Origin of the sequence: Polaromonas sp. C04 (genome assembly GCF_002002705.1) — a bacterium.
GTDB lineage: Bacteria > Pseudomonadota > Gammaproteobacteria > Burkholderiales > Burkholderiaceae_C > Rhodoferax_A.
This window is the reverse complement of the sequence record NZ_MUNS01000020.1, coordinates 138,752-162,756: the sequence shown is the minus strand read 5'-3', so window position 1 is coordinate 162,756 and position 24,005 is coordinate 138,752. Positions and strand designations below refer to the sequence as shown.

Below are 24,005 nucleotides of genomic sequence, written 5' to 3'. Positions count from 1 at the left end.
TAAATCATGTCGACTGGCGCTTTCGCCGGTGACAGGAGGTGTCATCATGAAGCAGTTGAAACATTGGCAAGACCCGGTGAACGCCCTGCTGGGGGTGTGGGTCGTCCTCTCGCCCTGGGCACTGGGCTTCCAGGACATGACAACGGCCATGGCCAACGCGGTCATCATCGGCGTGGCGCTGATCGCAGCCTCGCTGGGGGCGATGATCGTGCCGCGTGCGTGGGAGGAGTGGACCGAAGGCATTCTGGGGCTCTGGCTGGTCATATCGCCCTGGGCACTGCGGTTCAGCGAGCAGCGCGACGCCATGCGCGCGGCGGTGATTAGCGGCATCGTGATCCTGGCGCTCGCGCTGTGGACACTCATGACCGACAAGGACTACAACAGCTGGACGCACGGGGCGGCGCACTGAGCCGCCGACGGTAGTTACTTGAGCGTCCTGAACGCTCCATGGACGCCCATGGAGCGGGGGAAGATTTGGCCTGTCGCCCGGCGACCGGGGAGCTTCCATTAGGGGAATTTCGCGATGCGGGATTAAAATCGCCGCGCCAACGACCTGAGGGGACTCCACATGACAACCTCGCCCGCCGCCAGCACGGGAACCCAATCTGCTGTCACGCGCAACGATCCTCACCACGGACCGTTGCCGGCGTTGGCGCTGGCGGCCATCGGCATCGTCTTTGGCGACATCGGTACGAGCCCGCTGTACACGATGAGCACGGTGTTCGATCCGGCCAACGGCTTGACGCTGAACCCGGCCAATCTGATCGGGGTGGTGTCGCTGATTCTGTGGTCGTTGCTGATCGTCGTCTCGCTCAAGTACGTCACTCTGATCATGCGTGCCAGCAACCATGGCGAGGGCGGCATCATGGCGCTGCTGGCGCTGGCGACCTCCTCGGTCGCTAGCCGGCCCCGGCTGCGCCACGGTCTGCTGATCGCCGGCGTCTTCGGTGCCGCCCTGTTTTTTGGTGATGGCGTCATCACGCCGGCCATTTCCGTGCTCGGCGCGGTCGAGGGCCTGGAAGTTGCCGCGCCACACCTCAAGCCCTACGTGCTGCCGATCACCCTGGCGGTACTGGTCGCCCTGTTCCTGGTCCAGAAGAAAGGGACCGCCGGCATAGGCGCAGTGTTCGGGCCGATCATGGTGCTCTGGTTCGGCGTGCTCGCGCTGGCCGGCCTGATGGATATCTTCAAGGCACCGGCCGTCCTGGCAGCGCTCAATCCGCTCGCAGGCATCAACTTTCTGCTGCAGCACGGCTGGCTGGCCTTCGTCTCATTGGGCTCGGTGGTGCTGGCGCTCACGGGTGCCGAGGCACTGTATGCGGACATGGGGCACTTTGGTGCGGCGCCGATCCGGATCTCGTGGTTCGGCCTGGTGTTCCCGGCACTCGCGCTCAACTACCTGGGCCAGGGCGCCCTGCTGCTGACCGAACCCAAAACGGTGGCCAGTCCGTTCTTCCACCTGTTTCCGTCGTGGGCGCTGTACCCGATGGTGGTGTTGGCGACCGTCGCGACCGTGATCGCATCGCAGGCCGTGATCTCCGGCGCGTATTCCATGACCCGGCAGGCAATCCATCTCGGCTTTCTGCCGCGCATGACCGTGGTTCACACCTCGGAGCGGGCAATCGGCCAGGTCTACGTGCCGGCGATCAACTGGATGCTGCTGGCTGCCGTGGTGATATCCGTGCTGGGTTTCGGCTCCTCCACCGCGCTCGGGTCCGCCTACGGGATCGCGGTCACCGGCACCATGCTGATCACCACCATCCTGACCTTCTACGTGGTGCGCTACGCCTGGAACTACAACTGGCTGGTGTGCGTGTTGTCGACCGGCTTCTTCTTCGCCATCGACGCGACCTTCTTTTCCGCCAACCTGCTCAAGTTCCTCCAGGGCGGGTGGTACCCGCTGCTCGCCGGCGCGGTGATCTTTACGGTGATGACAACCTGGCATCGCGGCCGCGAGATGATGATCGAGGAAGCCGGCACGCGCGCCGGCGCCGTGCCGCTGCGTCAGTACCTCGACAGCCTGTTCCGCAATCCTCCGCTGCGCGTGGGCGGCACCGCCGTGTTCCCGACCATCCACCCCGATGCCGTGCCGCATGCGCTGATCAACAACATCGAGCACAACGGGGTTTTTCACGACCGGGTGATCTTCGCGAACGTGACGATTCGCGACGTTCCCTATGTGGCCGCCAACGAGCGGTTGAGCATCACGCCGCTGGGGCAAAACTGCTTTCGCATCGTCGTCACCTACGGCTTCAAGGACGTCATCGATCTGCCGGCGGCACTGCAGGGCTGCACGGCCAAGGGCCTGGTGGTCGACCCACTGAAGGTCTCCTACTTCCTCAGCCACGCGCTGGTGGTCGCGATCGGCGGCAAGGGCATGATGCTGTGGCGCGAGAGGATGTTCGCGGCGATGTCGCACAACATCGGAAATGTGGCCGAGTACCTGAAGCTGCCGGCGAATCGCGTGATGGAATTGGGGACACGGGTGGAAATCTGATGCACGCGATCGCACACGGAAGCCGCCGACGACATTGCCGACATAGCCGAGGGTCTTGGCCTCGGCAATCTTGACCATGGCCGGCCCCATCGCGTTCGGTTCGCTCCCGCCGCCATGGGGCAATCATGCAAAAGCCGGACTATGCGCGCTAGCGCACAGATTGAATGACCACGAGCGCGTAGCCTGATCGTTAACGGTCATGCCCTGAAGAAATCAGTGGTTGATCCGTTTTTCCCATGGCGAAGGTCCGATCTCCTGACGCCGGTTATTGCTGCCAGAAACTGATCAATTCTGGGGAATTGCTCACACTGATGCGGACAGTTCTCGTCACTTAAACAGAAGGAATCATCATGAAATATTCGAAACTGATCATCGCTACGCTAATGACCCTCTCTTTGAGCGCCTGCTTTACCGTTCCTGCGGGTCCCCCTGGGCCACGGGGCGATACAGGTGACACCGGTGCCACCGGGCACACCGGATACACCGGCGCGACAGGTAACACGGGTGCCACTGGATATACCGGCGCAACGGGTAATACGGGTGCCACCGGATATACGGGCGCAACAGGTGGCACGGGTGCCACCGGTGACACTGGCGCCACCGGTAACACAGGTGCAACCGGATACACCGGCGCCACTGGTAACACCGGCGCAAGAGGCAACACTGGTGCGCGCGGAGCCACAAACGGCAGCACCATAGTGGTCGTTCCGCCGGCTCAGTAGCCGTGGCGTCTTGAACCAGCCTTGCAATTCGGCAGGCGCTTTTCATGAACTCCCATGTCACTGCCCCAAGCTGGACCACTTCATCGTATGGTGACGCCGCGGACACGTCGCCGATGGAGCTGTCGGCTCTGGGGAAGCATCTGGACCTGTGCAACGGGTCGCGCGGCCATTTGTTTAAGTTGCAATGCGTCGCGGAGGCGATAAACAGTTTGGCGGCACCACGATTCATGACGACGGTGGTGGTGACCGCGCTGCTGATCGGTATCGGTTCCTGGTTGGTGTAAGACATGACGCAACCCCTGTCGGAGAATCTGATGCCCGATCCTTTGTCGCCCGAACTCCTGCAAAAGATGCACGCCTACTGGCGCGCGGCGAACTACCTCTCGGTCGGGCAGATCTACCTGCAGGACAACCCCCTGCTCGAATCGCCTCTCAAGCTCGAACATGTCAAGCCCCGCCTGCTCGGGCACTGGGGCACGACACCGGGCTTGAATTTTCTGTATGTGCACCTGAACCGGCTGATCCAGCAGAACGACCTGAACATGATCTACGTCATCGGCCCCGGCCATGGCGGCCCGGGCATCGTGGCACAGACCTATCTGGAGGGCTCGTACACGGAGCGCTATCCGGCAATCGAGCGCAACCGCCATGGACTGCAGCGGCTCTTTCGCCAGTTTTCCTGGCCCCACGGCATCCCCAGCCACGTCTCCCCGGATACGCCCGGCTCCATTCACGAAGGCGGGGAGCTGGGTTATTCCCTGGCGCACGCCTACGGCGCGGCCTTCGACAATCCCGATCTGATCGTCGCCTGCGTCATCGGTGATGGCGAGGCGGAAACGGGAGCCCTGGCCACCAGCTGGCATTCGAACAAATTCCTGAATCCTGCGCGCGACGGCGCCGTGCTTCCGATCCTGCATCTGAACGGTTTCAAGATTGCCAATCCGACGGTGCTGGCCCGCATCAGCCGCCGGGAGCTGACCGATCTGATGCGCGGCTATGGCTACGAACCGCACTTCGTCGAAGGCAACGAGCCGGCGCTGGTGCACCAATGCCTTGCAGCCACGCTCGACGCGATCCTGGCACAGATTCGACGGATCCAGGGCGCCGCGCGCTCTGCCGGCGAGACGACGAGACCCGAGCGTGCGCGCTGGCCCATGATCGTGTTTCGCACGCCCAAGGGGTGGACGGGGCCTAAATTCGTCGATGGCCTGCCGGTGGAAGGCACCTGGCGCGCGCATCAGGTTCCCATTGCCGATCTCAAGACGCCCGAACACCTTCAGCAGCTCGAGGACTGGATGAAGAGCTACCGGCCGCACGAGTTGTTCGACGAGCGGGGTAAATTTCGCGAGGAGCTGGCCGCGCTGGCGCCCACGGGCCAGCGCCGCATGGGCTCCAATCCGCACGCCAATGGGGGCGAATTGTTGCAGCCGTTGTCGATGCCCCACTTCCATGACTACGCCGTGGCCATGCGCGGGCCCGGCAGCGTGGAAGCGGAGGCGACACGGGTTCTTGGGAACTTCTTGCGCGACGTGATGAAGCTCAATCTGGGCCAGCAGAACTTCCGCCTCTTCGGGCCGGACGAGACGGCGTCGAACCGGCTGGACGCCGTCTATGAGGTTTCCGGCAAGGCGTGGATGGCCGATGTCGAAGAGGTTGATGTCAATCTGAGCGCCGACGGCCGCGTCATGGAGGTGCTCAGCGAGCATCTGTGCGAAGGCTGGCTCGAAGGCTACCTGCTGACCGGCCGCCATGGCCTGTTCTCCTGCTATGAGGCCTTCATTCACATCGTCGATTCGATGTTCAATCAGCACGCGAAGTGGCTCAAGGTCAGCCGGACCATTGCGTGGCGCAAGCCGATCGCGTCGCTGAACTACCTGCTCACCTCGCTGGTATGGCGGCAGGACCACAATGGGTTCTCGCACCAGGATCCCGGCTTTATCGATCATGTCGCGAACAAGAAATCCGATGTGGTGCGCATCTACCTGCCGCCCGACGCCAACACCCTGCTGGCGGTGGCCGATCACTGTCTGCGCAGCCGCAACTACATCAACCTGATCGTCGCCGGTAAACAGCCCGAATGGCAGTGGCTGGACATCGATTCGGCCGTGCGCCACTGCACGGCCGGTGCGGGGATCTGGCAGTGGGCCAGCAACGACGCCGGCGACCCCGACGTGGTCATGGCCTGCGCCGGCAATGTGCCGACCCTGGAGGCGCTCGCTGCCGTCACGCTGTTGCGGGACTATGTGCCCGACATCCGCATCCGTGTCGTCAACGTCGTGGACTTAATGGTGTTGCAGCCCCCATCGGAGCATCCTCATGGTCTGGAAGACCGGGATTTTGATGAGTTGTTCACGACCAACAAGCCGGTGATCTTCGCCTTTCATGGCTACCCCGCGATCATCCACAAGCTGACCTACCGGCGCCGCAACCATGACAATATTCATGTGCGCGGCTACAAGGAGGAAGGCACGACCACGACGCCGTTCGACATGGTGGTGCTGAACAACCTGGACCGCTATCAGCTCGCGCTGGATGCCATCGGGCGGATTCCGCGCCTCCGCGATCAGGTGCAGGAGGCGACGGCACGCTACTGGACGACCATGGAGCGCCACAAGCTCTATATCGGCGAGCACGGCGAGGACATGCCGGAGGTGCGCGACTGGTACTGGAATTTTTGACCACAATGTCTCTTTCCGCCGGGATGCGACATGGCACATGCTGACGCCGTGACTATTCTCGCCCTCAACAGCGGCTCATCTTCGCTCAAATTCGGCCTGTACCGCGTCGGGGCCGCGCGAACAGATGTGTTGCTCTCCGGCGAGGCCGAGTCGATCGGCGCCAGCTCGAGCAAATTTTGCGCACAAGATTCACTCCGGAATGAGTTGACCTGCGAGACCGCATCCATCCCCAGCCAACGGGAAGCGATCACTCGTATCGGAAGACTTCTTGCTGAGTCCAAGACGCCGGCACCGGCCGCCATCGCGCATCGAATTGTGCACGTCGGTCCGAAACTGCGTCAGCATTGTTTGATTGACGATTCGGTCCTGAGGCAGTTGGAGGCGGCCACCGCCTTCGCGCCGCAGGCACACACATGACTAACGGCGCCCCGAGCGCGAGCCGCCAGAACGCCCACGTGACGGAGTAGACGGCATCGCGCGGGAGGTGGCCCGATAAGCATGCTGACAGGACGGGCCGCCAACACGAACGGCCCGCGGTCGCCCCCCAAACGGCTCCACACTGTAGCCAGGCCCCCAGCCGCCGTAGGGCTCGTAGTAATCCACTCCGAAGCCCACGTAGTCGCCCTATCCGTCTCCGCCGCCATCGAAAGCGCAGCCGCACAACAGGAGTGTGAATGGCCCGGCCACGATGGCGATCGCCGTGCTTCTAAAAAAATGATGCGACCTATTGGCTTAACCGTCTGTTCTATATTGCACTTAACTCACTAAATGCTGGAAGACAGCTTTGGGAGCGTGCCTTTGACGAGTTCTCACTTCGCAAGCCGCTTGCGGATGGCCAGCAATTCCTGGCGGCGCTCCGTGCTCGTTTTCGGGTAGGTCAGCTTGAGTCCATCGAGCGTGTCGAGCACGATCCTGGAGATAATCAGCCGGGCGTTTTCCTTGTCGTCGGCGGGTACGACATACCAGGGCGCAGCGCTGGTGCTTGTGGCGCCGAGACACTCCTCATAGGCTTTCATGTAGTGCCTCCAGAATTTTCTCTCTTCAATGTCCGCAAGACTGAATTTGAAGTTTTTTTCCGGCTCGTCGATCCGTTCGAGAAAGCGTTTTCGCTGCTCGTCCTTCGAGAGGTGGAGATAGAACTTCACGATGCGCGTTCCGTTGTCGTACAGATGTTTCTCCAGATTCGCGATCGAACGGTAGCGGTCGCGCCAGAGCACCTTGTCGTCGCGCGGCGTGTCCGGGAGCCCCTCACTGCGCAGAATGTTGCGATGCACGCGCACGATCAGCACTTCTTCGTAGTAAGACCGATTGAAGATGCCGATTCGCCCGCGTTCCGGCAAATCACGCGTGGTACGCCATAGAAAATCGTGCTGCAGTTCCGCGGGGCTGGGGTGCTTGAAGCTGAACACCTGGCAGCCTTGCGGATTGACGCCGGACATCACGTGCTTGATGGCGCCGTCTTTGCCGGCCGCATCCATGGCCTGAAAAATCAGCAGCACGGCATAGCGATTGGAGGCGTAGAGAAGCTGCTGTTGCGAACTGAGTTGTGCCACGTGCTCGCTCAGCAGTTCCTGGTATTGCTCCTTCGACTTGTACACGGGATCGACGATGGTAGGCCACTTTTTGAGGTTGACCTCGCCTCCCTCCCGAACCCGAAAATCCTTTGCATTGATCTTCATTCGTATCCTTTCGGCGGGGCATTCCGCTATTCCGCAATGAGTGTAGCCGCAACCTTTGGCACGTCAAACACAGGCCATGTTCGCTAGCGCACAGACACGCCGCCTCGTTGGGCGAACGATGTCAAAACGAGCGATGCGTGTCGTCGAGCCGGGCTCGACCTGATTTCCCACCGTGGCCTTCGAAAGAGCAAGATGGAACTTTTGCATAAATTATTTTCCGACGAGCCATTGCTCGCGCTCTTTGTCACCATTGCGCTCGGATACCTGGTTGGGAAAATAAAACTGGGCAACTTCGTCCTGGGCGGTATTGCCGGAACATTGCTGGTGGGCGTCGTCATTGGGCAACTTGGCATCAACATCGATAGCGGGATCAAGGCCATATTTTTTGCATTGTTTATCTACGCGGTCGGATTCCAGGGAGGACCACAGTTCTTCCATGCACTCAATAGACGTTCGCTGAATCAACTGGCATCCTCATTTGTCATGTGTTTTACGGGTTTGCTGTGTGTTTTGCTGGCGGCCTGGATGTTTGGCCTCGATCGAGGTATGGCGGCAGGACTCGCCGCCGGCGGACTGACCCAATCTGCAATTCTCGGCACGGCTGGCGATGCCATTGCCAAGCTCGGACTCGCGCCGGCGTTGGTCAAGACCATGCAAACCAACGTTGCCGTGGGTTACGCAGTTTGTTACATATTTGGTTCTCTCGGTCCGATCATCATGGTCACCTGGTTTCTGCCGATGGTGATGAAGTGGGACATCCGCCAGGAAGCGGTGAAGCTCGCGAACGAGATGTCTGGCGGCCACCCGGAACTGGACCCGGGTCAATTCAATGCCGTGAGGAGCATTGATACTCGCATCTATGAAATCGCATCGAGCAGCAAAGCGGCGGGCAAGACAGCGCTGGCAATCGACAAAGAGCTTTCGGATGCGAATGTGGAGGCTGTTTTCCGTGACGACAAGGCGCTCGATATAACCGACGCGACGATAGTCCGGAGCGGAGATCGGGTTGCGATCACCGGCACGATCGATGTCATGGAAAATGCGTCCGATTTCTTCGGTCGAGAGGTCCCGGCCCCGAACGGTCTGCTGCTGGTCCAGGAAAACCGCGAGATCATTTTGACCAACCGGTCTCTGAGCAACCGCGAAGTGGGCGAGATCCACGACCATGTCAACGTCGAAACGCGTCATGGTGTGTTCTTGACGGTGGTCATGCGCATGGGACGGGAACTGCCATTGCTGCGCAAGCTTCGGCTCAAAAGTGGTGATGAGTTGCACTTTACCGGCAGTCCCTCCGACCTCGATCGAGTGCAGTCGAAGATCGGCTACAAAATTTCCGCTGCCGCGGTCACCGACTTCATTTTCTTCGGTGTCGGCATGCTCATCGGCATGCTCATCGGGATGATTCAGTTCAAGCTTTGGGGTATCCCGATCTCGATCGGCAGCGGTGGCGGCTGTCTCTTGTCGGGTTTGTTTTTTGGCTGGTTGCGCAGCGTGCATCCGAAATTTTCAGCTTTGCCGATGGGCGCTTCCAACTTCCTGCGCGACTTTGGGCTGGCAGTATTTGTGGGAATCGTTGGCATCGCGGCCGGACCGCAGGCACTTGTCGCCATCCGGCAATATGGCTTGACGCTGCTATTTCTCGGGGTCGGCGTGACACTGGTCCCGCAGATTATTACCTTCTTCTTCTCCTACTTCATTCTGCGCATACGCAATCCAATCGAGGCGCTGGCTTGTGTCGCCGGCGGTCGCAGCGCGAACCCGGCTTTCGCTGCGTTGCTGTTGAAGGCAGGCAATGCGACCCCTGTCGTCTCTTTCACCGTCACCTATGCCGTTGCCAACGTATTCCTCACGCTCTGGGGGCCTGTCATCGTTGGCATCATCACGAAAAATGCTTCCCCTTAATTCAATAGGACAACTGTCATGGAAGAAAACAACTTCACGCAATTTGCGGCACTAAGCCCCTTTGAGCTTAAAGACCGGTTGATCGCCATTGCATCTTCCGACGCACAGAGACTGATGTTGAACGCAGGACGGGGAAACCCGAATTTTCTGGCGACATTGCCGCGTTGGGCTTTCCTGAGTTTGGGTGATTTCGCGATGCGAGAAGCCGAGCGGTCTTACTCCTATCTGGACAGCGGCTTCGGTGGCCTGCCGGAGCACGATGGCATCGTGCAGCGGTTCGAAGGGTACGCGAATCATCATCGACTCACCGACGGGGTTCATTTTCTACGCGCCGCAATTTCATATGTCAAGGATCAGCTTGGGCTCGATCAGGATGCGTTCCTGTTTGAAATGGTCAGCGCATTTCTCGGTTGCAATTACCCAACGCCCCCCAGAATGCTGGCGCACACCGAGGAGATCGTCAAAGCGTATCTGGCCCAGGAAATGTTTGGACCGATACCGCGGACCGGCGAGTTTTCAGTGTTTGCGACCGAGGGCGGTACGGCTGCCATGACTTACATCTTCCAAAGCCTGCGCGAAAATGGCCTGATCAAAACGGGTGACAAGATCGCCATTGGCACACCGATCTTTTCGCCTTATCTGGAAATCCCGGTTCTCAATGACTATGGGCTTGAAATCGTCGATATCCGGATGGATGAGCATGCCGACTGGCAGCTTCCTGACGCCGAAATCGACAAGTTGCTTGATCCTGCCATCAAGCTATTTTGCCTGGTCAACCCGAGTAATCCGCCATCTACAAAACTGTCCGACACGGTGCTCGACCAGTTGGCCAAATTGGTTGCCACCCGGCGTCCCGACCTTTTCATCGTCACCGATGATGTCTATGGAACCTTTGCGGATGAGTTTGTGTCGCTGTTCGCGAAATGCCCGCGCAACACGCTGTGTGTTTATTCGTTCTCAAAGTTCTTTGGCGCCACTGGATGGCGTCTCGGCGCCATTGCATTGCATAACGACAACGTCTTCGATGCCAGACTGGCTTCTCTGCCGGAGCAACAGAAACTTCTTCTCGACACACGCTATGCGTCACTCACGACCGAACCGCGCGCGCTTCTCTTTATCGATCGCCTGGTCGCCGACAGTCGCGCGGTTGCTTTAAACCACACGGCGGGCTTGTCGGTACCGCAGCAGTTGCAGATGGCCTTGTTTGCACTTAACGGATTGATGGACCGTGAACATCGCTACAAGGACTCGGCCAAACACCTGATACGAAAAAGATATCAGACGCTATTTTCCAATATGGGCATCAGAGCCACGCATGAATTCAATGACGTAAATTACTATACGTTGATCGACTTGCAGGAATTGGGCGGGACGCTGTATGGGCCGGAGTTCGAGGCGTGGTTTGTCAAAAGCGATTTAGGTACGAACTTTCTGTTCCGTCTTGCGCAAGAAACCGGCGTTGTGCTGTTGCCCGGCAAGGGATTCGAAGTGGTAGATACGTCGGCGCGCGTGTCGCTCGCCAACCTCACGGAGAGCGAATACGCTGCAATCGGGAAGTTTACGCGGCAGGTGCTCGACGAGTTCAATCAGGACTTCAGGAAAATCGCGGCTGTCTGATAGAGCGGCGAATAGAAAGTTGGGGGAAATACCGGATACCGGGATAAGGCTTTAGACAATTTTGAGACGGGCGAATACCGGCACCTTCACCACGTCCAGCGCGAAGGCAAACGTAATCGCAGCCGCCAGCGTCCAGAGTACTACCGAAGGTGGCAAGGGCGCCATGGCGATTCCGGCGATCGCCAATGTCGAGGCGATCAGGAGATCGCCAACCGACGATGCCACGAGCCAGGCGCTGGGGCGCGATGACCACACCCGCCGGCGTTCACGATTGGTATAGGTTGTCGCCTGATTGCCAAACACGATCACGACAAAAGCCAACGTCTGCAACGTCCCGATAGCGAACTTCATGTGATAGACGCCGAAGGCCAGGACGGATACGCAAAAGACCAGCTCGCCGATCCCCATGATGACGCCCGCGACCGTGAGTTTGCCGATTTGCCATGCATTCGGCGCCGGCGAGGGCCGCACATTGTCGGTCGTCAAGGACATGCCGAGAAAGTCGCCGGTGATCATGATCAGGACCATCAACAAGGGCGTCAGGACCGCATGCCCGGTCATGATCAGGCCGACGGCCAGGAAGAGCACCTGGACGGTCTTCTTGGTGATGGAGTTCAGTGTATAGGTCAGGATGCGCTGGAAGATCACGCGACCTTCCTTGACTGCGGCCACGATGCCGGACAGGCCGGGCTCGGTCAGCACCATGCCGGCGGCCGATTTGGCAACATCGGTTGCCGTCGAGACCGCGATCCCGATCTGCGCCTGGCGCAGCGCCGGCGCGTCGTTGGCGCCATCGCCGCACATGCCGACGGTGTGTCCGCCCTTCTGAAATGCCTTGACGAGCTGGAATTTGCCCTCCGGCAACACGCCGGCGAAGACCGCGAACTGCTCGGGGTGGACGGCGTCGGGGATTGGCCCCGGCGGACAGAGGGCGCCATCGAGTCCCACCGCATGCGCCACGATGGCGGCGGTTACCGGCGCATCCCCCGTCGCCATCACGGTGCGCACGCCGAGCCCGTGCAATTCCGTGACGAGCGCCGCCGAGTCCGCGCGAGGCGGGTCGCTGAGCGCGATAAGCCCGATCAGCTTCATCGCCGCCGCCGGGCCGGCGGCGACTGCCAGCACCCGAAAGCCCTGATCTTCGAGTTCCTTCGCCACCGCGGTCGCGCTCTGCGGGGGCGGCGCCAGACCGATGACTGCTGCAAAGGCGCCTTTCACGACACGCTGTGTGCCGCTGCCCGGATCCGTCACCGTCGCCTCGGACATCTTGGTCGCCGGATCAAACGGGACGAATTTGACCAGTTGCGGCGCATCGGCGGCTTGCTTGCCGCTGGCAGCCGCGCGAATGGCACCATCGACCGGGTCCTGTCCGCCATCCGAGCTGGCCAGCGCCGCCAGCGACAGAACATGTGCCGCGTCGAAGCCGTCCATGGGACGAACCGCGGTCACCGTCAGCGCGTTTTGGGTGAGCGTACCGGTCTTGTCGGCGCACAAGACATCCATCGATGCCGCTTCGTCCACCGCAGACAGGCGCGTCGGAAGGACGCCCAATTTGGCCAGCGCCCGCGCGCCAAGCGCCGATGCCAGGGTGAAGGTGGCTGGCAGCGCCACCGGTATCGATGCAAGCACCGCCGTCAGGACGAGGGGGATGATGTCGGTGACCGGCATCGTGAGAAACCAGGCATAAGCCACCAGCATGACGATGATGACGCCATTGAACATGGCGAGATTGCGCACCACGCGCAGAACGGCTTTTTGCTGGGAGCTGACGACGTGAGCGGTGCGCACGAGTTCCGCCGTGCGGCCGAACTTGGTTCGCGCGCCCGTCGCCGTGACTTCGGCCACCGCCTCGCCGCGCCGCACCAGCGCCCCCGCATAGGTCTGCAGACCCGCGCCCGCTTCGATGGGCACCGACTCCCCGGTGAGCATCGACTGGTCAAGCAGGATTTCGCCCTCCGTGAGGCGCACATCCGCGGCCACCACGCCGCCGAGTGACAGCTTCACCACATCCCCCGGCACCAGTTCGGCTGCGGGGATGGTTTTCCATGCGCCGTCGCGCCGGACCGATGCATTCAGTGCGAGCCGCGATTTCAGGGCGGCAAGGGTGGCCTGGGCACGACTCTCCTGGAACAGTCCGAGCGCCGCGTTGAACACCAAGAGACCGGCGATGATCGCCGCCTCGACATACTTGCCCAGTGCCAGTTGGAGCACGATGGCGGCTTCGAGCATCCACGGAACGGGGGCCCAGAATTTCTCAATCGCCATGCGCAGCGGGTGGAGCGCCGTATCGGGCATCGCGTTGGGACCGAACTTCTCCAGCCGGCGCCGCGCTTCATCACTCGTCAAGCCGCCTGGCGTGCCGACGTTGGCGGCGCCTGCCGGCTTGGCAGGTAAAGCTTCGGGTGTACGCAGCGGGGTAGTCATGGTCTGCCCGAACGTCGCGGCCACCGAATACCAACGACCGCGCGATCCCGGTCTCTGAAGGTTACACCGTTGCCCACGCCTTGGAACTTGCCAGCACCGTGCGAGCTTTAGCCTGCTCCTCGGCGCTGCCGTGCACCATGAGAACGAATTTGTCCGCCTTCAGGGCGGTTTCATATTTGATCACTTCGTCCTTGGGCACCCCGATCTTCGTCAGTGCTGCGCCCAGCGCCGACACGCCACCCACCACCACGGCGCCCTCGAGCGCCCCCACCAGCATGGACACCACAGGGCCCGCCATCGCAACCAGGCCTACTCCGGGCAGGAAGAAGACGGCCGGCGCGAGCAGCAAGCCCCAGATACCGCCCCAGAAGGCGCCGATGCCGCCCCAGGTCTTCATCTTGTCGCCCATGGTGTAGAAGCCCACCGGATGCTCTTCACTGTGATAGCCCTTGCCAACCAGCGATAGCTTCTTGACGTCAAAGCCGGACGTGCCCAACAACCTGATGGCCTGTTCCGCTTCAACGTGGGTATTGAAGACATAAACGGGCGAATTTTCCTTTTCCATGATGCTTCCTTGAAAAATTGAATAACTCAAAGGTCGTCTGATATCCAGCGGGATCCATACGCAACGGACCCTGCATCGAGCCAGCCGCCCAGTCTGTGCGGGAGGCGCAATCCGATCTGTGCGCCAACACGCTTATGGAGGACAAGCTTCCACTACTTACGTTCCTTTACGCCCCTTTACGCCCCCGCTGCAGAGCACTGTGAGCCACCGCACAGACCGGGTCCTGGACCGTGGCCATGCTTGTCAACATGCTTTCGCTTTCGGCGTGCCACACGCAGCTGACGAACGACGGCTCGCCCGGGAGTGCTGCCATCGGTAATTCCGGCCCTGTTCACACTCACTGGAATGCCAATCATGAAAGCACTTGTTTATCTGGGCCCGCAAAAGAAGGCACTCGAAGACCGTCCGAAGCCGAAGATCACTGCGCCCACGGACGCTGTCGTCAAGGTGACGCGAACGACGATCTGCGGCACCGACCTGCACATCCTCAAGGGGGACGTGCCCACCTGCCAGCCTGGTCGCATCCTGGGCCATGAAGGAGTCGGCATCGTCGATGAGGTGGGCTCGGCCGTCACGGCCTTCAAGTCGGGCGACCGGGTCCTGATTTCCTGTATCAGCGCGTGCGGCAAGTGCGCCAATTGCCGCAAGCAGATGTACTCGCACTGCACGACGGGCGGATGGATTCTCGGCAACAGCATCGATGGCACACAGGCCGAGTACGTGCGTATTCCGCATGCGGACATGAGCCTGTATCCGATCCCCGACGGCGCGGACGAAGAGGCGCTGGTCATGCTGAGCGACATCCTGCCCACTGGTTTCGAATGCGGCGTGCTCAACGGCAAGGTACAGCCCGGAAATACCGTTGCCATCGTCGGCGCCGGACCGATCGGACTGGCCGCGCTGCTCACCGCGCAGTTCTACTCGCCGGCCGAGATCATCATGATCGATCTGGACGATGGCCGCCTTGAATTGGCCACGCGTTTCGGCGCCACGGCAACAGTCAACAGCGCCGACGGCAAGGCCGCAGAGGCGGTCATGAAACTGACCGGTGGGCGTGGCGTCGATACCGCCATCGAGGCGGTCGGCATTCCGGCCACCTTCGAGCTGTGCGAGCAGCTTGTCGGCGCCGGGGGCACGATTGCGAATATCGGTGTGCATGGCACGAAGGTGGATCTGCACCTTGAAAAGCTGTGGGACCGCAACATCACGATCACCACGCGACTGGTCGACGCCGTGAGCACACCGATGCTGCTCAAGACGTTCTGCGCGCACAAGATCGACCCCAAGCTGCTGATCACGCACCGCTTCAAACTCGACCACATCCTCGACGCCTACGAGACCTTTGCACACGCTGCCGAAACGCACGCGCTCAAAGTGATCATCGAGACCTGACGACGGCTGTGCCCGCATCCCCCCGCGTTTCTTCAACCCTTTCGAAAGAGAACCTCATCATGAACTACCAGAGCATCAACCCGAACGACGGCAAGCTTCTCAAGAGCTTCGAGCACTTGAGCAGCGCGCAGCTCGAAAAGGCACTCGCCAACGCCGAGTCCTGTTTCCAGACCTGGAAGCACACCAGCTACGCCGAGCGCGCTGCCATCCTGGCCAAGGCCGCCGCACTGATGCACGCGCACGTGGACGACTTTGCCAAACTGGCGACGCTGGAGATGGGCAAGCGCATCGACGAGGCCCGCGGCGAAGTGAAATTCAGCGCGGACATCCTGGCCTACTACGCCAAAAACGCGCAAGCCTTTCTGGCGCCAACCCAACTTCATCCCAAAGTCGGCGAAGCCCACATGGAGAGCAGCCCCATCGGCGTGCTCTTCTGCGTGGAGCCCTGGAATTTTCCCTATTACCAGCTCGCGCGCGTCGCCGGTCCGCAACTGATGGCGGGCAATGTGCTGGTGGTCAAGCACGCCGGCTGCGTGCCGCAATGCGCGATTGCGTTCGAGAAGCTTTTGATCGACGCGGGCGCGCCCGTAGGCGCCTACACCAACCTGCTGATTTCGCATGCGCAGTCGGAACATGTCATTGACGATCCGCGCATCAAGGGCGTGGCCTTGACCGGCAGCGTCGCGGCAGGCAGGAGCATCGCCGCCCGCGCCGGACAGAACCTCAAGAAGTCCTCGATGGAGCTCGGTGGCAGCGATGCGTTCATCGTTCTCGAAGACGCCGACCTCGAAAAAACCATTCCCTGGGCGGTATGGGGCCGCATGTACAACGGCGGACAAACCTGCTGTGCCGCGAAGCGATTCATCGTCCTCGATTCGATTGCCGACAAATTCCTCGCGAAATTCCAGGCCGCGCTGCAAGCTCTGAAGCCAGGTGATCCGATGGACGAGAAGACCACGCACGGTCCCTTGTCCACCGAGGCCGCCCTGGTGCAGTTGCTCAAGCAAGTCGACAGCGCGGTGGCGCACGGTGCCAGGCTGCTGATGGGCGGCAAGCGCATGGAGCGGCCAGGCGCGTTCATGGAGACGACGATCCTGGCGGACATCAAGCCCGACAACCCCGCTTTCAGGGACGAATTTTTCGGCCCGGTGGTTTCGTTCTTCCGTGTCAAGGACGAGGCGGCGGCGATCGCGCTGGCCAACGACTCCGACTTCGGCCTCGGCGGCTCGGTCTGGACGCAGGACGTAGCGCGCGGCAAGCGCGTGGCCGGCGCGGTGGACACCGGGATGATGTTCGTCAACAACATCGACTGGTCCGACGCCGAACTGCCGTTCGGCGGCATCAAGTATTCGGGTTACGGGCGCGAACTCGGCAACATGGGCATCCAGGAGTTCGTCAACAAGAAGCTGGTTCGCACGGGTCACTTCGACGCGCCGGCATGAGCGCCCGCGAAAGCCAGCCATGTACGTCAATGTTGCCGTTCTGACAGAGACACGGGCGCACGAGCGCCGCGTGGCACTGGTGCCTTCCGTGGTTCCCAAACTGGTCAAGCTGGGTGCGAAGCTGCACATGCAGCCGGGCGCCGGAGCGGCCGTCCATCTGGAAGATAGCGCATTCGACGACGTGGTCTTCATTGAAGATCGCAAGACGCTGGTTGGCGATGCCGATGTGGTGCTCGCGGTGCAGCCACCCGCCCTGGAGGTGATCAGCGCGATGAAAGAGGGCGCGATCCTCATCTCCTTCATCTACGCCGACCAGGAGCCCGCGCTGGTTCAGCGTTTGCTGGACAAGAAGATCACCTGCTTCGCGATGGAGCGTGTGCCGCGCATCTCGCGGGCACAGGCGATGGATGCGCTGTCGAGCCAGTCCGCGCTCGCCGGCTACTACGCGGTGCAGCTGGGTGCCACCCATCTTGCGCGCATCTTGCCAAAGATCACCACGGCGGCAGGCTCGATCGGGCCGGCCCACGTGCTGGTGATGGGCTTGGGTGTGGCGGGGCTGGAGGCCGTTGCCACGGCCCACCGGCTCGGCGCCATCGTGGAAGGTTACGACGTCCGTCCCGAAACGCAGGAGCAGGCGCTCTCGTTGGGTGCCACCTTCGTCGCCACCGGCGTGGATGCGCGTGGCAAGGACGGTTATGCCCGTGAACTGAGTGCCGACGAAAAGAGCAAGGTTGCCGCGGCGCTGACCCAGCACATTCAAAAGGCAGATCTGATCATCACCACGGCCGCCATTCCCGGCAAGCCCTCACCCAAGCTCATCAGTCATGCGCAGGTTGCGGGCATGAAAGCCGGTGCCGTGATCGTCGATCTATCGGCCGAGGGCGGCGGCAATTGCGAGGACACGCGGCCCGGTGAGACGGTGCAGATCGGGCGCGTGACGATCGTCGCACCGCTGAACGTCCCTTCGATGCTTGGCGAAGATGCGAGCGAGCTCTACGCCAAGAATCAGTACAACCTGCTCGCACTGATGATGAAAGACAACGTCATCGACATCGACTGGAATGACGAAATACTGGCTAAAACGGTGCTCACTCACGCGGGTGCGAACAGGGCCACCGCGACGGCAGAGGTGGCCGCACCCGCCGCGCGTGCCAAACTGACCGCCCGGGCGGCTTGAGCCAAAAGAGGACACCCACATGGACTTTCAGATCAGCATTTCAGGCTTCGTCGCCTTGTACATTTTCATGCTCGCCGCCTTCGCGGGCTGGGTGATCATCGGCCGCGTGCCGGCCATCCTGCACACGCCCTTGATGTCGGGCTCGAACTTCGTGCATGGCATCGTCGTGGTGGGGGGCATCTATGCGCTGCTGAATGCGGGCACCGTCCAGGAGCAGGTGATCGGCTTCTTCGCCGTGCTGCTGGGCGCGGGCAATGCTGCCGGCGGCTACGCCGTGACCGACCGGATGCTCGCGATGTTCAAGACCAGCGGCCACGCCGGCGCGCATGCGAAGTCGGGCAACGTGAAGTCCCTGCGTCCCAGGAAACGCTGAGGACACCCGCATGTTGACCCTGCTTCCTCAATTCGGGATCGGCGCCGCCGACCTCGCGGCCGCCCTTCTTTTCATGTACGGGCTGTACCGCATGTCCTCGCCCGTCACGGCACCCTCGGGTATCTTTGTCGCCGGCATCGGCATGGCCGTCGCCATCCTGGCCAGCTTTCTCTATGCCTTCAACGTGGGTGCGGCGGCCCGGCCTCATCTGCTGGTGAATGTCGCGCTCGCCGTCGTCGCGCTCGGCATGGGCGGCGGCGCGGCGTGGTGGAGCGGCAAGAAGGTGGCGATGACGGCCATGCCGCAGATGGTGGCGCTCTACAACGGCATGGGTGGGGGCGCCGCCGGTGCCATTGCTGCGGTCGAGCTGTTTGGCAACAAGGCGCCAGGCGCGACCGGGCTCATCGTGACATTGCTGGGAGCGTTGATCGGCGCCGTGTCGCTGTCGGGCTCGCTGATCGCCTGGGCCAAGCTCGACGGGGTCATCAAGCAGCCCGTGCGGGTGAAGGGGCAGCAGGCCTTCAACGGGCTGGTATTGCTGGCGACGCTCGCGGTCGGCGTCTACATTGTCGCCGCGACGCAGGGTAACGTTTCGTTGGTGCTGGCCATACCGGCATCGATCTACCTGTTCTTCGGCTGTGCGCTGGTGCTGGGCGTCCTGATGACGCTGCCCATTGGCGGCGCGGACATGCCGGTGGTGATCTCGATCTTCAACGCCTTCACCGGCCTGGCGGTCGGGCTCGAAGGTTTCGTGCTGCAGAACCCGGCGCTGATGATTGCCGGCATGGTGGTTGGCGCCGCCGGCATCTTGCTGACGCTGCTGATGGCCAAGGCGATGAACCGCTCGGTGGCTAACGTGATCTTCAGTAATTTCGGCAATGCGCCCAGGCACAAGCAGGGCAACGTGAAGGGTAGCCTCAAGCCGACGGAAGCAGGCGACGCCGGCATCGCGATGCGCTATGCCAGCTCGGTCATCATCGTGCCGGGCTACGGGCTGGCCGTGGCGCAAGGTCAGGGCAAGCTCTTCGAGTTCGTCAAGCTGCTGCAGGCCGGCGGTGTCGCCGTGAAGTTCGCTGTCCATCCGGTGGCCGGCCGCATGCCGGGTCAGATGGACGTGTTGCTGGCCGAGGCGGGAGTGCCTTACGACCTGATCTTTCAGCTCGAAGACATCAACGACCAGTTCGCGAGCACCGACGTCGCGTTGGTGATCGGCGCCAACGACGTGGTGAACCCGGCCGCGCGCACCGACAAGTCCTCGCCGATCTTCGGTATGCCGATCCTGAACGCAGACAAGGCGAAGAGGGTGTTTGTCGTCAAGCGCGGTGAAGGCAAAGGCTATGCCGGCATCGTCAATGCGTTGTTCTACGCCGACAACTGCAACATGGTCTATGGTGACGCCCAGGCCGTGCTGATCCAGATGATCGAGGCGGTTCGGGGACTGGGACTGCCTGCGGCCGCATGAGTTCCATTCAACGGCGGTTTGTCACCGGCATCATTTCCTAGTGCAAGTGAAACGCCCCGGTACCGAACAGGCCGACCAGCCCGATCACGATCAGATAGATGGCTACGATGATGTTCAGTAGCTTGGGCATCACCAGGATGAGGATCCCTGCGATGAGCGAGATCAGGGGCGTCAGGCTGAGGTTAAGGTTCACGTGATCTCCAATGCTGTTGAGTCAAAACAAGGGCAGGTACGGCTCCCGTGCAGATCCGGACGGGCGCGTTACCTGGTGCCGGAGACTTCGACCTCCACGCGACGATCGGGCTGCAGGCAGGCAATCAATGCCCTGGTGGCCTTGTTGCCTTTGCAATCGCCGGGTTTCGTCACGGGATCTGCTCCGTCCATGCCTCTGGCGGCAATCTTGCCAGCCGGAATCCCTGCGGATTCCGCGAGGTAGCTCTTGACCGCTTCGGCGCGGCGCGTCGACAGCGCCATGTTGTAGTCGTGCGAACCGATCCGGTCAGTGTGTCCCGTGACGGTAATCGCGTCAAAGCTGGCGCCCTTCAGGTCTGCCGCAAATTTGTCCAGGGCCTGCCTGCCCTCGGGCTTGATAGCCGCCTTGTCAAAATCGAAAAGGGAATCCGCGGAGAAAGTGACCCTGGTGGGTAGCGCAGGCGGCGGCATCACGGCCACGGGTTCAGGCGCCGGCACGGCGGCCACCGGTTCGGGCGTAGCCTCGCGCGGGGCCGGGGCCTGCACTTTCGCACCGAATCGGTAGACCAGGCCGACCGAGACCAGATCAACGTCCCCTTTATTGCCAACGGCATCGTTGACGCGGTAGCGTTCGGCCTCGACGCGCATGGCCAGTGCATCATTGAATGCGTATTGAACTCCCACGCCAAACTTGTAGTTCGTGTCACGCTGGCTCGGGTTCGCGCTGGAGTACGGCACATTGACGGCCCCCGTTCCGGAAAAGGAGTCCCTGGCTCGAGCATTTGTCACGCCGACCCGGCCAAGCACCGACAGCTTTTCGGTGACCGGCAAAATCCCGACCGCGTCGAGATTCCATCCCTGCAGGCGGATATTGCCTGTCAGCGTTCCCGCCGGTACCGTGGTCGCCGCAAAGCCGAACTTGCCCAGATCGAAATAGCCACCCTCAAGGGCGAAATTCCTGTTGAACTGGTAACCGCCAAAAAACTTGCCGCCGGTAGAGCGATCCTGATCGGTGATTGAGGTCGTCGCAAGACCTCGGGTCAGCAGCCCACTGGTGATTCTCGCGTCGTCGATGGTCGCAGCGGACCGGCCCACGTTGGCCCCGCCATACCAGCCCAGATCGTCCGCCACCGCGAATTGGCTGGTGACGACAGCGATGGCCGCCAAACCCAGTCTTCCTGAGATTCTTGTTAATTTCATGTTTTTCTCCAAAATGGCCTGATCAAATTCATCAGATTTCACCCGTGCCTCGGGCGCTTTCTGATATCACTGCTTCTGCGTTGGCCCGACTGCGTCAGCCCTTTTCACTTGCACGTGGGAGGTGCGCTTGCATTACCCGGCACGGATACGACGTTGGAGTCGAAGACAAATGCGCCGGCCGTAAACGCCCCGGCAAACAGCCTGCCACACGAGGACGCGCCGGTGTTCATCGTGACACTGGCCGAGGCCAGGATGTTGCCTTGCCATTCAGAGTTGGTTCCAAGCGTTGCCGAAGTGCCCGCCTGCCACCAGACATTGGATGCCTTGGCGCCGTTGACCAGGAGGATGCGGGTGTGAGTTCCAGGGGAAGCGGCACCGGCTGCCGAGCCGACGGTGCTCGCCGACTGGAAGACAAAGACGGCATCGGGGTTGCCTTGGGCGTCAAGCGTGAGATCGTTCCCGATCAGAATCGACGTGTTGGATGTATACACGCCAGGATAGAACAGGTTCTGTCCGGCCACGAGTGCGCTTCCGGTGGTGGCGCCCAAACCAGTGGGGGCTGCTATCGGGGTGCCTCCCGCCAATGAACCGGCAGCTGGCGGCCCGGCCACAGGCGTGATGCTGAGAAACGCCGACCGCAAATCGCTGGTGACAGCATTTGCGGTGCTTGTATCCGGGTACGTGGGCGTAACGACGATCCCGCTGATGGTCGGAGTTGAGCCTCCACAAAGGCCAAAACCGCCCACGTTGTCAACTGTCACCGCATTACATGTCGCATTTGGATTCAGCACCGCATTCCCATTGATGTGACTGGTCGGGGCGGTGGGCGTATTGGTGACTCCGGCGGTAGCCGCAATCCCGAACGGGGCGGCCGAGCCTAGGTTGACTGGCGCCAGGCCAGCCGCGGCGAGTGTGACTGTCTTGAAGCTCCATGCATAGTTGCAGCCGATCGGGACGCCATTGGCACTTGTGGCACCCTGGATCACCGCCGTATAGGACGTGCCGGCCAGGAGCGCTGACGATGTCGTCAAAGTGGCCACCCGGGTGGCGGCGTTGTAGCTCACCGATGCAGGGACAAGTGCCGCCCCGCCCGCTGGCGCAAGTGCGAAGGTGGTTGCATTGATCGTTGCCGCACTCATTGCCAGACTGAAGGTGGCCGTGACCAATTTCCCGCCGCCCGCAACGCCATTCGTGCTGGTGGTGGCAAACTGGTTGCCACTGGTGGGATCCGACAGGGTCACCGTGGGGATGGTCGGTCCGGTCGCAGCAGCGCATGCAGCGCCCGGGATGATCGCGCCAGAGGGTGGAGCAAAAGCGACTCCGCCACCGCCCGTGCCCAGAATCGGATCCCGCCCGCCGCCGCCGCAGCCCACCACCAAAACACTCAGCAGCAATGCCATCAGCCACGGCAGGACGCTAGAGTGGCGCTCGTATTTATTCATTTGTTGACCCTCTTCTTCCGATCCTGAAAACCATCCATGTCACCGACCGACTCCTCGTCGATGCGCAATTGGACGGTCTGCGTTGTCGCTTTCGCATGGTGCGTCGCGGCCTGCAGTGTTCAGTGTTCCTACAGGAGAGTCTGTGCGGTAGCCCACACACGGGGAACGATTTGTGCGTTCGAGGAGACACTGCGGGCCAGACCCAGGTGAACACCACCCAGCGGCGCAATGACACCATGTTCGCTATCGCACATACAAAGCGGACTTAGGCTTCTATATTCAGGACGAAGTCTATTCAAGAGTGTCGTTGCGACAATCACTGGAGCTAGGCTCACCTCGAAGGTTCGCGATGCCTATTTCTCCCCCAAAAACGAAGATTCGGGCCGGCACCACGCCGGCAGCCCCTCACCGGGGATCCGCGACTGCCCATTCGCACGAAATAAAACTGAATCATCTGCTCAGCGCGTTGCCAGACACCGAGTTGAAGCGCTGGTTGCCGCAACTTGAAGCGATCAATCTACCGCTGGGCCATGTGCTGTATGAGTCAGGCAAAACTGAGCACTATGTGTACTTTCCAACCTCGGCCATCGTTTCGCTGCTGTACGTGATGAAAAATGGTGATTCGGCCGAGATCGCGGTGGTCGGCAACGAGGGCATCGTCGGTATTTCGCTGTTCATGGGAGGTAATTCCACTCCCAGTCGTGCCGTCGTGCAAAGCGCGGGCAAGGGCTTTCGGCTGAAAGCGCCGTTTATTAAGGAGGAGTTCGATCGATCCGGGCCGGTGACGCATTTGTTGCTGCGCTATACCCAGGCGCTGATCACGCAAATGTCACAAACAGCGGTTTGTAACCGGCACCACTCCCTGGATGAGCAACTGTGCCGCTGGCTATTGCTGAGCCTGGACCGCTTGCCGGGCAACCACCTGGTGATGACGCAGGAGCTGATTGCCAACATGCTCGGCGTGCGCCGCGAAGGCGTGACGGCGGCCGCACTCAAGGTGCAGAAGGCCGGGCTGATCAGCTACGCGCGCGGCCGCATCACGGTGCTGGACCGCAAAGGTCTGGAAGAGCGCAGTTGTGAATGTTACGAAGTGGTCAAACAGGAGTACGACCGCTTGCTTCCGATGGAGCTGGCGGCATAGTTTGTGCCGTGTGCGCAAGCGAACAGACGCGAGAGGTACATCACGTTTACGCTTTACCAGTGCTTCGTCGCGGCCTTTTTATTTTTGTACGGCGCTCGCG

19 protein-coding genes are annotated in these 24,005 nt (G+C 61.3%); 13 read left to right on the top strand and 6 right to left on the bottom strand.

What is annotated here, in order from left to right:
• Positions 1-46: 46 nt before the first annotated feature.
• The 5 genes from B0E49_RS02045 (at position 47) to B0E49_RS02020 (ending at position 6,314) form a co-directional block, all read left to right on the top strand.
• Positions 47-409, top strand: coding sequence for an SPW repeat protein (locus B0E49_RS02045; RefSeq protein WP_077560306.1), 363 nt, complete (start codon positions 47-49; stop codon positions 407-409).
• Positions 410-568: 159 nt separating this feature from the next.
• The gene (locus tag B0E49_RS02040) at positions 569-2,497 is read left to right on the top strand and encodes a potassium transporter Kup (RefSeq protein WP_077560305.1); all 1,929 of its coding nucleotides are present in this window, start codon (positions 569-571) and stop codon (positions 2,495-2,497) included.
• 766 nt (positions 2,498-3,263) lie between these two features.
• Complete coding sequence (locus B0E49_RS02030; protein WP_077560303.1) at positions 3,264-3,503, top strand: hypothetical protein; 240 nt, start codon at positions 3,264-3,266, stop codon at positions 3,501-3,503.
• A gap of 3 nt (positions 3,504-3,506) precedes the next feature.
• Entirely contained in the window at positions 3,507-5,897 is a 2,391-nt protein-coding gene (locus tag B0E49_RS02025; protein ID WP_077560302.1) for a phosphoketolase family protein, read from the top strand.
• Positions 5,898-5,927: 30 nt separating this feature from the next.
• Positions 5,928-6,314, top strand: coding sequence for an acetate and sugar kinases/Hsc70/actin family protein (locus B0E49_RS02020; RefSeq protein WP_077560301.1), 387 nt, complete (start codon positions 5,928-5,930; stop codon positions 6,312-6,314).
• Between the two features lie 392 nt (positions 6,315-6,706).
• Here the strand turns inward: B0E49_RS02020 and B0E49_RS02015 are convergent, their stop codons facing one another.
• A complete protein-coding gene (locus B0E49_RS02015) occupies positions 6,707-7,576 on the bottom strand; it encodes an ADP-polyphosphate phosphotransferase (protein ID WP_077560300.1) in 870 nt (289 codons plus the stop codon).
• 192 nt (positions 7,577-7,768) lie between these two features.
• Here B0E49_RS02015 and aspT point away from each other — a divergent pair, with 192 nt between their 5' ends.
• Positions 7,769-9,478: an aspartate-alanine antiporter gene (aspT, locus tag B0E49_RS02010; protein ID WP_077560299.1), complete on the top strand. Its 1,710-nt coding sequence runs from the start codon at positions 7,769-7,771 to the stop codon at positions 9,476-9,478.
• Positions 9,479-9,496: 18 nt separating this feature from the next.
• On the top strand, positions 9,497-11,095 hold the full coding sequence (locus B0E49_RS02005; RefSeq protein WP_077560298.1) for a bifunctional aspartate transaminase/aspartate 4-decarboxylase: 1,599 nt from the start codon (positions 9,497-9,499) through the stop codon (positions 11,093-11,095).
• A 51-nt stretch (positions 11,096-11,146) separates the two neighbouring features.
• Here the strand turns inward: B0E49_RS02005 and B0E49_RS02000 are convergent, their stop codons facing one another.
• Positions 11,147-13,519 (bottom strand): HAD-IC family P-type ATPase, encoded by a 2,373-nt coding sequence (locus B0E49_RS02000; RefSeq protein ID WP_077560591.1) that lies wholly within the window; start codon positions 13,517-13,519, stop codon positions 11,147-11,149.
• A 61-nt stretch (positions 13,520-13,580) separates the two neighbouring features.
• Positions 13,581-14,084: a DUF1269 domain-containing family protein gene (locus tag B0E49_RS01995; RefSeq protein WP_077560297.1), complete on the bottom strand. Its 504-nt coding sequence runs from the start codon at positions 14,082-14,084 to the stop codon at positions 13,581-13,583.
• Positions 14,085-14,438: 354 nt separating this feature from the next.
• Here B0E49_RS01995 and B0E49_RS01990 point away from each other — a divergent pair, with 354 nt between their 5' ends.
• The 5 genes from B0E49_RS01990 (at position 14,439) to B0E49_RS01970 (ending at position 19,930) form a co-directional block, all read left to right on the top strand.
• Positions 14,439-15,476: a zinc-dependent alcohol dehydrogenase family protein gene (locus tag B0E49_RS01990; protein ID WP_077560296.1), complete on the top strand. Its 1,038-nt coding sequence runs from the start codon at positions 14,439-14,441 to the stop codon at positions 15,474-15,476.
• Between the two features lie 59 nt (positions 15,477-15,535).
• Positions 15,536-16,918 (top strand): NAD-dependent succinate-semialdehyde dehydrogenase, encoded by a 1,383-nt coding sequence (locus tag B0E49_RS01985; protein ID WP_077560295.1) that lies wholly within the window; start codon positions 15,536-15,538, stop codon positions 16,916-16,918.
• A gap of 70 nt (positions 16,919-16,988) precedes the next feature.
• Entirely contained in the window at positions 16,989-18,095 is a 1,107-nt protein-coding gene (locus B0E49_RS01980; RefSeq protein WP_502688692.1) for an NAD(P) transhydrogenase subunit alpha, read from the top strand.
• A gap of 19 nt (positions 18,096-18,114) precedes the next feature.
• Complete coding sequence (locus B0E49_RS01975) at positions 18,115-18,468, top strand: NAD(P) transhydrogenase subunit alpha part 2 (RefSeq protein ID WP_077560293.1); 354 nt, start codon at positions 18,115-18,117, stop codon at positions 18,466-18,468.
• Positions 18,469-18,478: 10 nt separating this feature from the next.
• Positions 18,479-19,930, top strand: a complete 1,452-nt coding sequence (locus B0E49_RS01970) for an NAD(P)(+) transhydrogenase (Re/Si-specific) subunit beta (protein ID WP_077560292.1) — start codon at positions 18,479-18,481, stop codon at positions 19,928-19,930.
• 37 nt (positions 19,931-19,967) lie between these two features.
• On the opposite strand, the gene B0E49_RS01965 is transcribed toward B0E49_RS01970, so the two are convergent.
• The 3 genes from B0E49_RS01965 to B0E49_RS01955 form a co-directional block, all read right to left on the bottom strand.
• Positions 19,968-20,123, bottom strand: coding sequence for a DUF3096 domain-containing protein (locus B0E49_RS01965; protein WP_077560291.1), 156 nt, complete (start codon positions 20,121-20,123; stop codon positions 19,968-19,970).
• A 68-nt stretch (positions 20,124-20,191) separates the two neighbouring features.
• Positions 20,192-21,364 carry an OmpA family protein gene (locus tag B0E49_RS01960; RefSeq protein ID WP_286137739.1) on the bottom strand — a complete coding sequence of 391 codons (1,173 nt, stop codon included), beginning with the start codon at positions 21,362-21,364 and terminating at the stop codon, positions 20,192-20,194.
• 62 nt (positions 21,365-21,426) lie between these two features.
• Positions 21,427-22,764, bottom strand: coding sequence for an ice-binding family protein (locus B0E49_RS01955; RefSeq protein ID WP_077560290.1), 1,338 nt, complete (start codon positions 22,762-22,764; stop codon positions 21,427-21,429).
• 466 nt (positions 22,765-23,230) lie between these two features.
• Between B0E49_RS01955 and B0E49_RS01950 the strand changes: the two genes are divergently transcribed.
• Entirely contained in the window at positions 23,231-23,905 is a 675-nt protein-coding gene (locus B0E49_RS01950) for a Crp/Fnr family transcriptional regulator (protein WP_077560289.1), read from the top strand.
• Positions 23,906-24,005: the final 100 nt, after the last annotated feature.